The organism is Halobaculum sp. MBLA0143 (assembly GCF_041361465.1).
GTDB lineage: Archaea > Halobacteriota > Halobacteria > Halobacteriales > Haloferacaceae > JAHENP01.
Genome location: NZ_JBGKAC010000001.1, coordinates 984,995 through 997,473, shown reverse-complemented (window position 1 = coordinate 997,473; position 12,479 = coordinate 984,995). Strand labels below are relative to the sequence as shown.

Here is a 12,479-nt window from a genome sequence, read left to right as displayed (position 1 = left end):
GTCGCCGCGGCGCGTCAGGCGAACGCCCGTGACCCTTCGTACGTCCACAGCCCGCTGTCACGCATCGCGCGACCGACGGCCTCGTGGAACGCGACGAAGTCCTCGAACGTCTCGTCGTCGTCGATTCCCTCGAACACGTCGGCGACGGAGACGACCGTCTCGTCGTCTAGTCGGACGGGGTGGTCGCCGTACTCGTCGACGTAGTCGCCGGCGCGGACCGGGAAGTCCTCCGACTCGTCGATCTTCTTCGCCAGGACGGCGTGGCCGTACTTCCGGCGGCCCTCGCTGCCCTGCTCGCCGTCCGGGTCGTGTGGCCAGTCGGTGTCACTCATACCCGACGCTTGCGTCGGTCGACTCTTTGTCGTTTCGTTCTGGCGCGACAGCTCTCGGTCGTCTGTCGTCTCGGTCTGGCGCGACGGCGCGTGCCTCAGCCCCGGAGGCGTCCGGCGACGTACCGGAACAGCCCCAGCGAGACGGTGCCGACGAGGAACACGACCGCCGCGAACACCAACTGGACGCCGCCGTCGAACACCGGCGTCGCGCGCAGGCTCAGCCCGATCACGCCCGCGCCGACCCACGACCGGATCGCCAACGGGACGGACGCCTTCGCGGACTCGCCGGCGCCGGCGGAGTAGGCGCCGATCGGAACGGAGACGAGCAGCCAGCCGATCAGGAACGGGGCGACGACTCCCCCGAAGTGGACCAGTCCGTCTGCCGTCGGCGGGAATCCGACCGTGTCGTGTCGCAGCGTCCCGGCGTACAGGAACGCGACGATCACGAACACGTCGCCGACGGCCAACGGGAGCGTCCCGGGGTCGACTCTCCTCTCGAGGAACTCCGAGGCGGTGGCCATACCGGAGGCTCACCCGCGGGCGGTTTAATCGTCCGGATTCTCGGCGACGGTCGCCGCGGACGGGGAGCGTTCGTCGCCTCGGGGCACCACGCCGACGACAGTGTAGCCGAATCCGGGTTGGATCTCGTACGCGCGCAGTCCCGCTCGCCGGAGCGTCCGTTCTACCGTCGCCGGCGTCAGGAACGTCGAGTCCATCCCGACGGCCCGCTCGGCCAGCGCCAGCCCTCGGCCGCGGACGGTCTCGGGGTCGAACTCTCGGACGACAACGACCCCGCCGGGGGCGACCGTCTCCGTCAGCGCCACGAGCGCCGCCTCCGCGTCCGGAACGTGGTGGAGCGCGTCCGTCACGACCACCGCGTCGACGCTCTCGGGTCGCAACGGCGGCGCCCGGAGGTCACCCCGGACGGCGTCGAACCCGCCTGCGGCCGCCCGCGACAACATCTCCGGGGAGACATCCACGACCGTCACCGACGGCGTCACGCCGCCGCTGGGGCCGCCCGTCTCCGTCAGCGCCCGGGCGGCCCGACCGGTGCCGCCCGCGGCGTCGACGACCCGTTCGACCGGTCGGTCGGCGAACCGCAGCCCGGCACGCAGGTCAGTCGGTCGCGCCGGCGGCATCGCCAGGTCGTACAGCCCGGCGATCCGGTCGAAGAAGTGCACGTCTCCCGGTCCGTGTCGCCCGCCGGTGTCTGTCACGACCGAGCCTACGCGCCGGTCGGGGAAGTAGCTTGACGTTTTTGAGGCTAGCGCTCGGAGTTCGGCCGTGTACCACCGCGTCCTCGGGTGGCCGCCGGACGGCCCACGCCTCCGGCTGGACTACCGCGCGTTCGCCTACGCCGGGAAGTTCCACGGGCCGGACACGGGCGTGACGGCGACGCTGGACCCGGACGCGACCCCGACGGCCGAACTGGATCTGTCCGACGCCGGCCCGCCGCCGGCCGACCCGCCGGGCGACCGCGAGTGGACCGAGTCGCCCGACACCGTCGTCGCCGCGGTCGCGTGCAACGCCGACCGCACGGCGCCGTCGACACTGTGGCTCCGGTACGTCACCGTCCGGCGCGACCGCCGGGGCGAGGGAGTCGCCCCGCGACTGGCCCGGTTCACCGCCGCCCGCGCCGCAGACGCCGGCTTCGACACGGCGCGCATCGCCGTCAACAACGTCTTCTCGTACCACGCGCTCTGGAAGGCCGGCTTCGTCGACACCGGCCGCGAGACCGGACTGGCCGAGCGGGTGCTGGAGCGGCCGACCGCAGCGCCCGCCGACGGGGACGACGAGACGTACCGGGCGGGGTTGCGGTCGTTCGCGGAGCGTGATCTCGCGGAGGCGGAGGCGTCGTTCCTGGCGGCGAAGGCCGAGGCTGGGGCGCCGGAGATAGAGGACGTTGGAGCGGGGGACGGCTGAGTAGACTTCGGAGGGGTACAGTCGTCGTTACGGGGCGGCTCAGTCACTCGGAGGCGGTTACTTCGGGGTCGACGAACTCCGCAGCGTCGACAATTCGCCCGTTAGCCACCGTCAAGGCCTCTCCTTCGGATACGACGAGCTCAGACACGTCGGATACGTACGTGTCGATCGTGGGTAGGGCCAAACAGAGTTGGTCAGATAAGTACTCGAGAGAGAGCATCCGTTCGTCGGCGAGATCGAGCTGGCAGGCTGCCCACTGCCCCAGGAGGAGCGCAATCATACGCTGTTTGGAGTTCAGCGGGTCGAACCCCGGTGCTTTCAACAGATCTCCGTCGTCGCCGATGTCGATAACACCCCCAAGTGCCTCCGCAACGTGTTCTTTGCTGGCCCGGTCGCGGTCAACGACCAGTCCCTCCAACGGATCGTTGTCCTCCTTCGTGCTCATGTCTCACCGTAGCGCTGTCTGAGTGATAAACTCTCGTTCGGCTACGTCAGTCGTCTGTCGTGCCCAGTTCGCCCTCGGCTCGATCGTCGGTCGAGACCAGTAGGTCCTCGGCAGATCTGAGCTTCTGTGGACCGGCGAGATAACAGAAGACCTGCTGAGAGTCCGACTCCCGCCCGACATGGTCGTACTCGATTCGGAGGGTGACCTCGATAGGGGAATCTTCGGCGTTCAGCCAGGTCAAGACGTTCTCGACAGACGAGTCGGTCGTGCGGAGGCTGCCAGTCACTTCGTCGACATCGAGGTCGCCGACGAACTTCGTGACATCATCTTCGTCGGGACGGAGAACTCGTGCGGGCGACGGCTCCCGCGACACTCGCGTGCCGAACGTCACAGTGGAGACGCCGTGGGGCCCGGTCGTCTCGGCAGTCGCCTTCACGCGCAGGTTCCGAGCGACGCCAGTCCCGAGGTTGGAGAGGCCCAGTTCGATACGATTCTGTGTCACCTCCCACTCGTCGACGAACACGTCCGGGACGTGGTCGGCCGCCATCCACTCTTCCTGGCGACGTTGGATCTTCGTCTGCTCCCGGTAGAGGAGCACGAGCGCGAACGTCGAGACGACTGATCCGAACACGCCGGCGATGTCGGCGAACGTGGCAACGTCGACCGGCAGACCGCCAGATGTCAGATTCACGACACCGAGGAGATCCAGCGCCACCACGGTGACGGGGACGAGAAACGCGGTCACGAGCAGTAGCTCCGGCAGCGACGGCTCGGGCAACTGTTCTGAGTCCACCACGACACCCTGTTTGCTCCCTAACTCGTACAAAAACTCTCTCCCGCAGTCGCCGTCAGTCCGCCGTCGCCGTCTCCTCGGTCAGCGCCGCCGGCGGCTCGCCCGGCAGTTCCGCGCGGTCGTGGGGCTCGCCGAAGTCGATGTCAGGCCCGGTCGGGACGAGTCGCTTCGGGTTCAGCGATGCGTGACTGGAGTAGTAGTGTCGCGTGATGTGGTCGATATTCACCGTCTCGGCGATCCCGGGCGTCTGGTAGATGTCCTTCGTGTACCCCCAGAGGCTGTCGTACTCGTGGATCGCGCGACGGTTACACCGGAAGTGGGTGTGGTAGACGTGGTCGAAGCGGACGAGCGTGGCGAACAACGCGATGTCCGCCTCCGTCGGCCGATCGCCCACGAGGTAGCGGTGGTCGGCGAGGTGGTCGTCGTAGCGGTCCAGGGCCGCGAACAGCTCGTCCACCGCCTCGTCGTAGGCGGCCTGGGTCGTGGCGAAGCCGGCGCGGTAGACGCCGTTGTTGATCTTCGGGTAGACGTCCGCGATGGTCTCGTCGATCTCCTCGCGGTGCTCCTCCGGGTAGAGGTTCACGTCGTTGCCGAGTTCGGAGAAGCCGGTGTCGAACTGCCGCATGATCTCCTCGCTCTCGTTGTTGACGATGGTCTCCGTCTGAGTGTCCCACAGGACGGGGACGGTCACGCGCCCGGTGTAGTCGTCGTCGGCCCGGCGGTACACGTCCCGGAGGTACGACTCCCCGTACAACGGGTCCGGCTGCTCGTCGGAGAACTCCCAGCCCTGATCGTACCGTTCCGGCTGCGTGAGCGAGATGGAGACGTGGTCCTCCAGCCCGTTGAGCCGTCGGGACATCGCGGCCCGGTGGGCCCACGGACACGCGCGGTTGATGTACAGGTGGTAGCGCCCGGACTCCGCTTCGAACTCGGGGTTCGAGACGGGGTCGGCGCCCGCCTCCGGCACGCTGCCGTCGATCCAGTCCCGGAAGTCCGTGACCGAGCGCTGGAACTCTCCGTCCTCGTCCGTCTGTTTGAAGTCGACCTTCCACTCGCCGTCCACGAGCATGTTGCGGCCCTCGCTCATATAGGAGGTTTGTTCTGCCGAGGTATTAAGCCGTCTGTCAGGAGGTGCCTGAATTGATCCACTTATTCATGTCAGATTAGAATAACACAGGATTATAAACAGAGCATCATACCATGTGACTATGGAATGCCCTCTCTGCCTCAGTGACATAGAGAGACAAAGTACAAACGGACCTACTGAAGTTTGCGAGAAGTGTAGTTCTGAGAAGCCGACGTTAGTGACAGGGCTACAGTCTGGCGAGATCCCGTATGAAACTCAAAAGGAGATTGGATCGGGATTCTATTGGACAAGACTAATGGGATTTCCCCGTGCCTCAAGCCTAACCAGTCGGGCAAGGAGCCTGAGCTCGACATCTGAATCTGAGGCAGTAAACGAACTAGAGTCAATAGTGAGTGAGTATGGTAGTAAAAATGTGCTGACACTTCTTCGTCTCGCACATGCCGTTGGGGATTCTCTAGGGTCCGGAGATGTGTTTGAGGAGGATGTAGGGCTGCCACCGAAACTGAATACATACATGCAGACTGTGGTAGCTTCGTTCGAACCGTCTGAGTCAGCGGTAAACCAATCTACAGAACGTGCAGTACAGTACTTCAAGCGCTTCCCTCTCGATAAGTTCAGAGGTAAGATGAGAACGGACCAGCGCCCACTCGGAATACTGTCAAAAAAGCTGATGAACGTGGGTGCAAAGCTGTACGCTTCATCAGAGCTAGCGGACGAAAGGACCGATTACAGCGATATAGACAAACGAACCGTGTCCGCAGCCCACATGAGTGAAACAGTTGTCGGACGGTTGGCGTATCCTCAACAGTACGTTGATGCGATGAAACGATATTACTCCCCTTACGATTGGGAGTTTCAGCGTGAGCTTGGCTTTAGCACTGTTCTAGCAGCCGAATGGGCCGAACGCATTGTCGACTATTTATATGAAAAAATTGAAGAATTCTATTTAAGCTTCCGCCAATACCAGGAGAATTGTCTGCGGCTAGTGGGGGAGTTGTACGACGAAACCCGTCCGCTCTCTCAGCGTCTGCAGACGAACGAGTATGCCTCCAAAAAGAGAGGGGAGTCAATCTCATGGGCTAGGTTGGTTAAGAAAACTGAAGATGTATTTTGGGTGAGTAAAGATGAGCTGATTTCGGGCGTAGGACCAGACGACAAGGCAGGTTTCCAGCGGTTTCTGGACAGGATATCCAGGAATATCGGGGAATATAAATGTCAGGGCTTCCTTGGGCGCAAAGAATTAGAGGCTGCCCCTATGATTCGGACCAACGGCTCTTATCTTCTTCCACACCCCATGGACTTTGCTAGATCCATGTTCAAAACATTTTACTACGATATTTCTAACTGGATTAAAAGTGGGGACACGGAGAGGGACAGAGGTGAGATAAGAGGGGATGTCACTGAAAGTATTGTTGAAGGGATTCTCAGTAGGCATGTCGACTCAACTGAAGGAGGAAGAAGTGCTGACTCTCCGAACGTCGATGAAATCGACTATATCTGTCAGATGGGAGAGACTGTTATTGTGTTTGAGGCAAAAGCTACATTTCCCAGTCAGAAGGTGCGAACAGGTACACCAGAGGAGATGTACAAAGACGTTTCAAAAGACCTTAGTAAAGCAGTGAACCAAGCTGAAAAGAGAATCTCGCAAATTCAATCCCACAGTCCGTCTCTGACCTCTGAGGCGGGGGAGATAGAAATAAACTGGGAGAGTGTATCCCAGGTAGTACCAGTAGTTGTAACTGCAGGACAGTACGACCGGATCGCAACCCTGGACCATCCAAAGATAATTGAGAGTAGTATCAATCCATTAGTTCTGAGCATCTTTGATCTGGACGTGATTTCTCGCGCCTTAGACAAGCACCAGATTCCAGATTACATCTTTGAGAGAGTAGAAGCAGTTCGTCGGGGACAGTACCGTTCACTAGATGAGAAAGACTATCTTGGCACGTATTTATCTCTCGGTAGCCTTCAGAGTCAGCACTCGATCGTCCCCGAGAAGCTGAAACAGGAGATAGCAGAGACAGAAGGGGTGGACTTGATGCTTAATATAGGGAAGAACGACATCTACGTTGAAGAGATAGTTCAAAACTACGGTTACAGGATAGAACCGGAGCCAATGAGGTAAACGGTTGTACGATTCCTCAGATTTTGGTAGTAGAGAAGCAAAGGGCTTTCAACCACTCAGTGATACCATCCGGTCGTATGAGTCTGGACCAGGAGTTCGACGGGTTCGCGGACGTGAGTGAGGCGGACGTGACACAGGAGATCACCAAGGAGTGGAGCGAGGAGTTCCTCGACTTCTCCGACACTGAAGTGATCGTCGTCGGCGGGGGTCCCTCCGGACTGACCGCCGCCAAAGAGCTCGCAGAGCGCGGGGTCGACGTGATGGTCGTCGAGAAGAACAACTACCTCGGGGGCGGGTTCTGGCTCGGCGGCTTCCTGATGAACAAGGTGACGGTACGCGACCCGGCACAGTCGATCCTCCGGGAGCTGGGCGTCCCGTTCGAGGAGACGGACACGGAGGGGCTGTTCCTCGCGGACGGCCCGCAGGCGTGTTCCGGCCTGATCAACGCCGCGTGTAACGCCGGCGCGAAGATGCAGAACATGACGGAGTTCACGGACGTGGTCGTCCGGGAGGACCACCGCGTCGGCGGGATCGTGATGAACTGGACGCCGGTCCACGCGCTGCCGCGAGAGATCACCTGTGTCGACCCGGTCGCGGTGGAGTCGGACCTCGTGATCGACGCGACCGGCCACGACGCCGTCGTCGTCTCGAAGCTGGACGAGCGCGACGTGCTCGACGCGCCGGGCGTCCAGCACGCGAAAGAGAACAACACCGGGATGGACGAGACGGACGACGACAGCTACGGTGCGCCGGGCCACGACTCCCCGGGCCACGACTCCATGTGGGTCGGCGAGAGCGAGGACAAGGTCGTCGAGAACACGGGCAAGGTCCACGACGGGCTGATCGCCTCCGGGATGGCGACCGCGACGACGTACGGGCTCCCGCGGATGGGGCCGACGTTCGGCGCGATGCTCGTCTCCGGCAAGCGTGCCGCACAGGCCGCCCTGGACGAACTGGGCGTCGACGCCAGCGCCGTCGACGTGACGCCGTCCGCGCCGGCGGACGACTGAGCCGCCCGGACCGGGCTGGAGCCGCTACGACAGCCCGGCCGAGCCTCGGTACCGGTAGTCACCGAACGCCAACACCGGGAAGAAGAAGAACCCGAGGAAGGTGAGCCCCAACGCGAAGGGGACCCCTCTGCCGAACGCGCGGGCGACGCCGGCGTGGATCTTGTACGCCGCGTAGAGGTTGACGACCGGGAAGGCGAGCAGGAAGAGCCACCACCAGGCGTTGTTGCCGATCTCGAGCATGGTGTAGAAGTTGTACAACGGAACGAGCGCCTTCCACCCCGGCTCGTCGGCCTCGGTGAACACGACCCACGTTCCGACGAGCTGAGACAGGAACAGCGCCAGTTCTATCAGCAGTATAGCAGTTAAGACGGTGTCCGACAGCTGGACCGGAGGGCCCGATTCGATGATCGTCATATTCGGATCTCAGATCCAAATTAGAAGAAACCGTCGACCAGTTACAGCGCCGCTGGGACCGTCCGCCGGGTGTCTGACGCCCGGGACGGGTTTTTGCCCGCCGGGCGGCAACCGGAGGGTGTGACGAACGACACGACACAGGAACGACTCGGCGACGACTGGACCGGAGGCGAAGTCGACTAGCCTCAGCCTCTCGCCGAGTCAACAGGACCCGGGGGCCCCACACCACCGGTGGGCCCGGTCTCGGGTGACTCTACTCGAACATGTACACTGACGGAAGAGAGGGATCGATCGCCCGGAGAGCCGTGTATCCGACCCCAGAGAGACCGTGCAGGAACGAGACGTTCTGGACTGGCGCTGCGCTCCCGACGGTCACCACGTCGTCGACAGACCGTTTCAGACGTTCGACGAGGTGATCGGGTACGCCGGAGGAGTCACAGAGCCCGAGTTCTGTCATCGTCACCGCGAGTTCGGCGCGTCCGGCGTTCCCAGAGGTTAGTTGATCGTACTCCGCCTCGGTCGAGCAGTATTCGTTGGCTAGGTTGACTTCTCTAGATGTGTGGAAGGTCAGATCTGTTGAACTGGACGTAGCTAGCTTCGCGTAAACATTACCTATCTGGCCGTGCGAAATTCTACTGCTCTGTTGCCCCTTATTGATGAACTTGTCTTTATCCACCGGCGAACTGAGTTCGTCAAACACTCGCTGTGCGACCGTCGAGAACCGCTCGTCACCGGTTTCTGCGCCGAGTCTGGCGAGCGCATACGCTGCGCCGGCGTCTCCTTGATCGAACCCGTGAGTCGTGTCGTTGCGGCTGAGCTGGTCCAGAAGTCGGCGGCCAGACTGCTCTGCAATGTCGGTCAGTCGACTGTCCGCCACACGCTGGTCCGCCCCTAAGCAAGCCACACACAGCCCACTAGTGCCCCCCCTGAGATCTCGATGGTCTGTCTCGCGCAGATCCGATGGTGAAAACCGTGTGAGTGCGTTCGAAACGAGCTCTCGGTACTGATCGTCTCCGACTAACCCGGCAAGCAAGGAGAATCCGTACACCAGTGCGCCGGTACCGTGGAATCCGCCAACGTCTAAACTTCCTTCGGTCCGATCAAACAGATCCTGTATCGGAGCCACTAGATCACGGGCAGATTCAGCGTACACCTCCTCCTCGGTCAATCGGTAAAGCGCACCGGCGAGCAGCCCAGGGCCGAGCAGACCGGTCGCAATCGACTCTCCGGCGAACTTCAGCGTGAGTCCCGACTCTCCGACGTTCGGTCGGATTGAGGTTCGTTCGTAGAACGGACGAGACGCCGGGGTCGTCATCTCGATAGTCGACGACTCGATAGTCTCGAGATGGTCGACTGCACTCGCTTCGAGACTCTCGTGAAGTTCAGGTGATTCGACCGAACCGGTGGACGCCTCTCCCGGAGCAGCCTCGAACAGCTGTGCTACGAGTCGGCGCTCCCGCTTCAGGTCAGATCTCCCCATCCTCTCGATGGTCTCTCTCGTTCGCTCAAGTCCGGACTCCCGGGCCAGCATCCCCGTTTCCTGACCGTCGTACCGAATCTCTCTGCTGTCGAGTGACGACTCGAAACGTGGCGGCTCCAGACGCAGAATCGCCTCTCGCTCGTAGTCGTATACGTCTCGACCTGTGTCGTCGGGCACCCAGCCGTCGAAGAACGGGGTAGCTAGCTCCTCAACTGCGACGGTGAGGTACGCACCGTCGATCAGGGGCTCTCGGGCCAGCGCGGATTGGATCACGTCGACGTAGTGCTTCGTCGGGCGGACGACCGGTCTGTTGGTCTCGTCACCGACCTGTTCAGTTTCGAACAACTCCTCTAGAGAACTGTTCTCTTGGATGAACTCTCTGAGTTCGTTGTACGCCGCGTTGAAACCCTCCTGTATCTCCGATACGTAGTCGTGTGGGGGCTGGTCAACACCGTCGAGCTGTGGAACGTTCGTGTTCCCCTCAAGCTCAGGTTGTGTCATCTCGACAGACATCACGTCACTGTTCGGCGCGACGACCTGTGGGGTGAGATTCTCAAAGACAACCACAGGGTCAGTCGTGGACCCGAAGCCTGCCATCGCGTGTTTCTTCAGGTCGGTATCGACTTTCCCGGGGTCTTCGACACCCCATGGTGCAAGTGAGGTGAATATCGACGTATCCTCGATCCGCTCCATGCCACTGAACGGGAACGGTCGATCGGACGGGTCAACGTACGGTTCCATGAACGTTTCAAGGTCCAGTAACACAGGGTACTCGCCGTGCGACAGGACGTTCTCGTTCTGTAGGTCGGTAGTGTTCGTTACCGAGGACCACAGCAAGAGAACACCTGCCCGACGATAGTATCGCTCAACTTCTGCCTCCGTCGAACACTCTCGACGAGTGATGAACTCCCGCCACCCGTAACTGTCCATCGACAGCAGCTTGGGGGTGTACTGCGTCGGTATGTCAGTACGCTCGTCAAGCGTCCGAAGTCCCTCGTAGAATCTGACCGCCGGCTCGACTGAACGCGGACTGTACACGACACTTGTCCCGTCTCGGAAGGTCACTTTCGTAGCCGTCCTACCGCCAGCGTGTGTGTCGTCCGCCAACGGCTCCACTTCGGTGACTGACCCAGCTTTCACCGTTGTGCTGAACTGCTGTCGAATCTGTTCACTATCTTTCTCCACTCGGCTCACCAGTTCAGCGGTGGCGTCGACCCAGTTGTCGAGCTGCACGGACAGGAAGCGAGTGAACACTGGATACGCCTCGAATACGTCTCTGAGTCCCCCGTCTTCGACGAGGACACTCAGGAACTGTTCGTAGAACTCTGTTGGTCGATCGGGGTACTCCCGCGGATCCGCCCGGGCCAGTTCTTCGTCGTGTGTTGCGACGAACGATTTCAGTTCCACGTAAAGAACGCGGACGAATCGCTCGCTCAGGCGGCGGTAGAGCCAACGGAGTGACGGCGCGAGTGCGTCGTCGCCGAGCACACTACTGTCGATACGATCCTCCACTCGGCCGTGTGCGAACCGAACGAGGAGAGTGTGAAATCGTCCGAACGCCGCATCTCCAAACTGCGCCTGATCCGGTAGCGAAGCGTTTTCGACGAACTGCAACAGCTCGTTGGCTGTTGAGATCCACCCTGGGAGAGGCTCCGTCGCCGGGAGTTTGTTCCTGTGACAGATCTGTCTGACTGTGTCTTCGTCCCAGTCCAGATCTGTGAGTCGGTCTCCCAGCGAACAGTTCTCGAACAGTTTGTCCCACTGTTTGAGGACTCCGTCCGGATCTACGTGCGTTTGTCCTGTTGTCTCGTTGTCCGTTCCGTGTCTTTCGAACAGTGTCTGTGCCTTCCCTGCGATCTCCCTGGCCTCTTCGTCTGTGAACCCCATGTTATTTTTCTCCATTTTATATTACTTATTAACAACAGGTCTCTGGCGTTCTGCTCCTACCGGCTGTGAGAGACTTTTTGTTTTTATATTGATCTCATATCTCCGTTTAGCGTGGATTATCAGCTGAGATCCGGTTAAATGGCTTAGTGTTTCGCAGCTGACAACCCCTGTTACCATAGTTGTTTCTCGTTTCGATGAGCATTTAAGCTTTACATATAATTTTGCTTTTTTGATTTGTAGTATCAATGGTGGACACTATAGCTACCAGTACTCCAGTTGCGGGGTTATAAAACGGCAGTTACACACGGAACTGAATGGATCCTCAGCCTGGTGGTGGACACCGGAGAGTGGACGGTACGAAGGGTACAGTCGGGGAGAGTGAGCCGGCTCAGTCCGAGCCGCAGCCAGCCGCCTTGCTGATGTAGATTGTGATAACTGCGTGTGCCGGGCCGAACCTCTCGTTTGGGGCCGGGTCAAGGTCCCGGTCAAGTTCGGTTTTGAACTGTTCGAGTCGACCGCGGTTGCCAAGCACGGACATGGCAGGAAGATGTATGTACCGCATGGATAAAATTTTAGTAATAAATTAAAATTGTCTGGGAGAATAAACTGACAAGAGGCAACCGTTACCAAGAGACACCGTCTGGCCGGATTGGAGTCGTTCAAAAAAAGCAGCTAGGGACCTAGACTCCCTCGTTTCTAGACACAGCCGGCTGCCTTGCTGATGGCGATCGTGATGAGTGCGCCGCCAGGCGTGGCGCGAGCGGGGCCAACTTTCTCACTCGCGTCGGTGTCGAAGTCACCGTCGAGTTCGGCCTTGAACTGTTCGAGTCGACCGTGGTTGCCAAGCGCTGACATGGCAACTTGACAAAAGGCACCAGTCTACTTAGTGCTTATCTATATTTTCTAGCCACTCACACAATTCCTATAGTATAGTTTGTATATCTCCGGTATTATATTTGTATTTCTATACAATAGATTCACCC

13 protein-coding genes are annotated in these 12,479 nt (G+C 60.2%); 3 read left to right on the top strand and 10 right to left on the bottom strand.

Annotated elements, in window-relative coordinates:
• Window positions 1–14 precede the first annotated feature (14 nt).
• The 3 genes from RYH79_RS05205 to RYH79_RS05195 all read right to left on the bottom strand — a co-directional run bounded on the left by RYH79_RS05205 (window position 15) and on the right by RYH79_RS05195 (window position 1,471).
• Window positions 15–332 (bottom strand): DUF5785 family protein, encoded by a 318-nt coding sequence (locus RYH79_RS05205; RefSeq protein ID WP_370896910.1) that lies wholly within the window; start codon window positions 330–332, stop codon window positions 15–17.
• Between the two features lie 95 nt (window positions 333–427).
• Window positions 428–853: a DUF3054 domain-containing protein gene (locus RYH79_RS05200; RefSeq protein ID WP_370896908.1), complete on the bottom strand. Its 426-nt coding sequence runs from the start codon at window positions 851–853 to the stop codon at window positions 428–430.
• Window positions 854–877: 24 nt separating this feature from the next.
• Window positions 878–1,471, bottom strand: a complete 594-nt coding sequence (locus RYH79_RS05195) for a class I SAM-dependent methyltransferase (protein ID WP_370900779.1) — start codon at window positions 1,469–1,471, stop codon at window positions 878–880.
• A 145-nt stretch (window positions 1,472–1,616) separates the two neighbouring features.
• Between RYH79_RS05195 and RYH79_RS05190 the strand changes: the two genes are divergently transcribed.
• Complete coding sequence (locus RYH79_RS05190; protein WP_370896906.1) at window positions 1,617–2,255, top strand: GNAT family N-acetyltransferase; 639 nt, start codon at window positions 1,617–1,619, stop codon at window positions 2,253–2,255.
• Window positions 2,256–2,298: 43 nt separating this feature from the next.
• On the opposite strand, the gene RYH79_RS05185 is transcribed toward RYH79_RS05190, so the two are convergent.
• Genes RYH79_RS05185 through RYH79_RS05175 form a run of 3 tightly spaced genes read right to left on the bottom strand, consistent with a single transcriptional unit; the run spans window position 2,299 to window position 4,580 of the window.
• Complete coding sequence (locus RYH79_RS05185; protein WP_370896904.1) at window positions 2,299–2,700, bottom strand: hypothetical protein; 402 nt, start codon at window positions 2,698–2,700, stop codon at window positions 2,299–2,301.
• A gap of 46 nt (window positions 2,701–2,746) precedes the next feature.
• Window positions 2,747–3,496 carry a hypothetical protein gene (locus tag RYH79_RS05180; protein WP_370896902.1) on the bottom strand — a complete coding sequence of 250 codons (750 nt, stop codon included), beginning with the start codon at window positions 3,494–3,496 and terminating at the stop codon, window positions 2,747–2,749.
• Window positions 3,497–3,548: 52 nt separating this feature from the next.
• Window positions 3,549–4,580: a glutathione S-transferase family protein gene (locus RYH79_RS05175; protein ID WP_370896900.1), complete on the bottom strand. Its 1,032-nt coding sequence runs from the start codon at window positions 4,578–4,580 to the stop codon at window positions 3,549–3,551.
• Between the two features lie 217 nt (window positions 4,581–4,797).
• On the opposite strand from RYH79_RS05175, the gene RYH79_RS05170 reads away from it, so the two are divergent.
• Together RYH79_RS05170 and RYH79_RS05165 are read left to right on the top strand one after the other, a co-directional pair.
• Window positions 4,798–6,705, top strand: a complete 1,908-nt coding sequence (locus RYH79_RS05170) for a hypothetical protein (protein ID WP_370896898.1) — start codon at window positions 4,798–4,800, stop codon at window positions 6,703–6,705.
• Between the two features lie 77 nt (window positions 6,706–6,782).
• Window positions 6,783–7,715 carry a sulfide-dependent adenosine diphosphate thiazole synthase gene (locus tag RYH79_RS05165; protein ID WP_370896896.1) on the top strand — a complete coding sequence of 311 codons (933 nt, stop codon included), beginning with the start codon at window positions 6,783–6,785 and terminating at the stop codon, window positions 7,713–7,715.
• 24 nt (window positions 7,716–7,739) lie between these two features.
• Here RYH79_RS05165 and RYH79_RS05160 read toward each other — a convergent pair whose 3' ends face one another.
• The 4 genes from RYH79_RS05160 to RYH79_RS05145 all read right to left on the bottom strand — a co-directional run bounded on the left by RYH79_RS05160 (window position 7,740) and on the right by RYH79_RS05145 (window position 12,351).
• Window positions 7,740–8,129: a DUF5684 domain-containing protein gene (locus tag RYH79_RS05160; RefSeq protein WP_370896894.1), complete on the bottom strand. Its 390-nt coding sequence runs from the start codon at window positions 8,127–8,129 to the stop codon at window positions 7,740–7,742.
• A gap of 253 nt (window positions 8,130–8,382) precedes the next feature.
• A complete protein-coding gene (locus tag RYH79_RS05155; RefSeq protein WP_370896892.1) occupies window positions 8,383–11,496 on the bottom strand; it encodes a type 2 lanthipeptide synthetase LanM family protein in 3,114 nt (1,037 codons plus the stop codon).
• Window positions 11,497–11,884: 388 nt separating this feature from the next.
• Entirely contained in the window at window positions 11,885–12,034 is a 150-nt protein-coding gene (locus RYH79_RS05150) for a hypothetical protein (RefSeq protein ID WP_370896890.1), read from the bottom strand.
• Window positions 12,035–12,192: 158 nt separating this feature from the next.
• On the bottom strand, window positions 12,193–12,351 hold the full coding sequence (locus RYH79_RS05145) for a hypothetical protein (RefSeq protein WP_370896888.1): 159 nt from the start codon (window positions 12,349–12,351) through the stop codon (window positions 12,193–12,195).
• Window positions 12,352–12,479 lie beyond the last annotated feature (128 nt).

Excerpts from the sequence above, each read along its gene's own strand:
- RYH79_RS05200 (WP_370896908.1), bottom strand. The coding sequence starts at position 853 with ATGGCCACCGCCTCGGAGTTCCTCGAGAGGAGAGTCGACCCCGGGACG.
- RYH79_RS05175 (WP_370896900.1), bottom strand. The coding sequence starts at position 4,580 with ATGAGCGAGGGCCGCAACATGCTCGTGGACGGCGAGTGGAAGGTCGAC.
- RYH79_RS05205 (WP_370896910.1), bottom strand. The coding sequence starts at position 332 with ATGAGTGACACCGACTGGCCACACGACCCGGACGGCGAGCAGGGCAGC.
- RYH79_RS05185 (WP_370896904.1), bottom strand. The coding sequence starts at position 2,700 with ATGAGCACGAAGGAGGACAACGATCCGTTGGAGGGACTGGTCGTTGAC.
- RYH79_RS05195 (WP_370900779.1), bottom strand. The coding sequence starts at position 1,471 with ATGCCGCCGGCGCGACCGACTGACCTGCGTGCCGGGCTGCGGTTCGCC.
- RYH79_RS05150 (WP_370896890.1), bottom strand. The coding sequence starts at position 12,034 with ATGTCCGTGCTTGGCAACCGCGGTCGACTCGAACAGTTCAAAACCGAA.
- RYH79_RS05160 (WP_370896894.1), bottom strand. The coding sequence starts at position 8,129 with ATGACGATCATCGAATCGGGCCCTCCGGTCCAGCTGTCGGACACCGTC.
- RYH79_RS05165 (WP_370896896.1), top strand. The coding sequence starts at position 6,783 with ATGAGTCTGGACCAGGAGTTCGACGGGTTCGCGGACGTGAGTGAGGCG.
- RYH79_RS05155 (WP_370896892.1), bottom strand. The coding sequence starts at position 11,496 with ATGGGGTTCACAGACGAAGAGGCCAGGGAGATCGCAGGGAAGGCACAG.
- RYH79_RS05145 (WP_370896888.1), bottom strand. The coding sequence starts at position 12,351 with ATGTCAGCGCTTGGCAACCACGGTCGACTCGAACAGTTCAAGGCCGAA.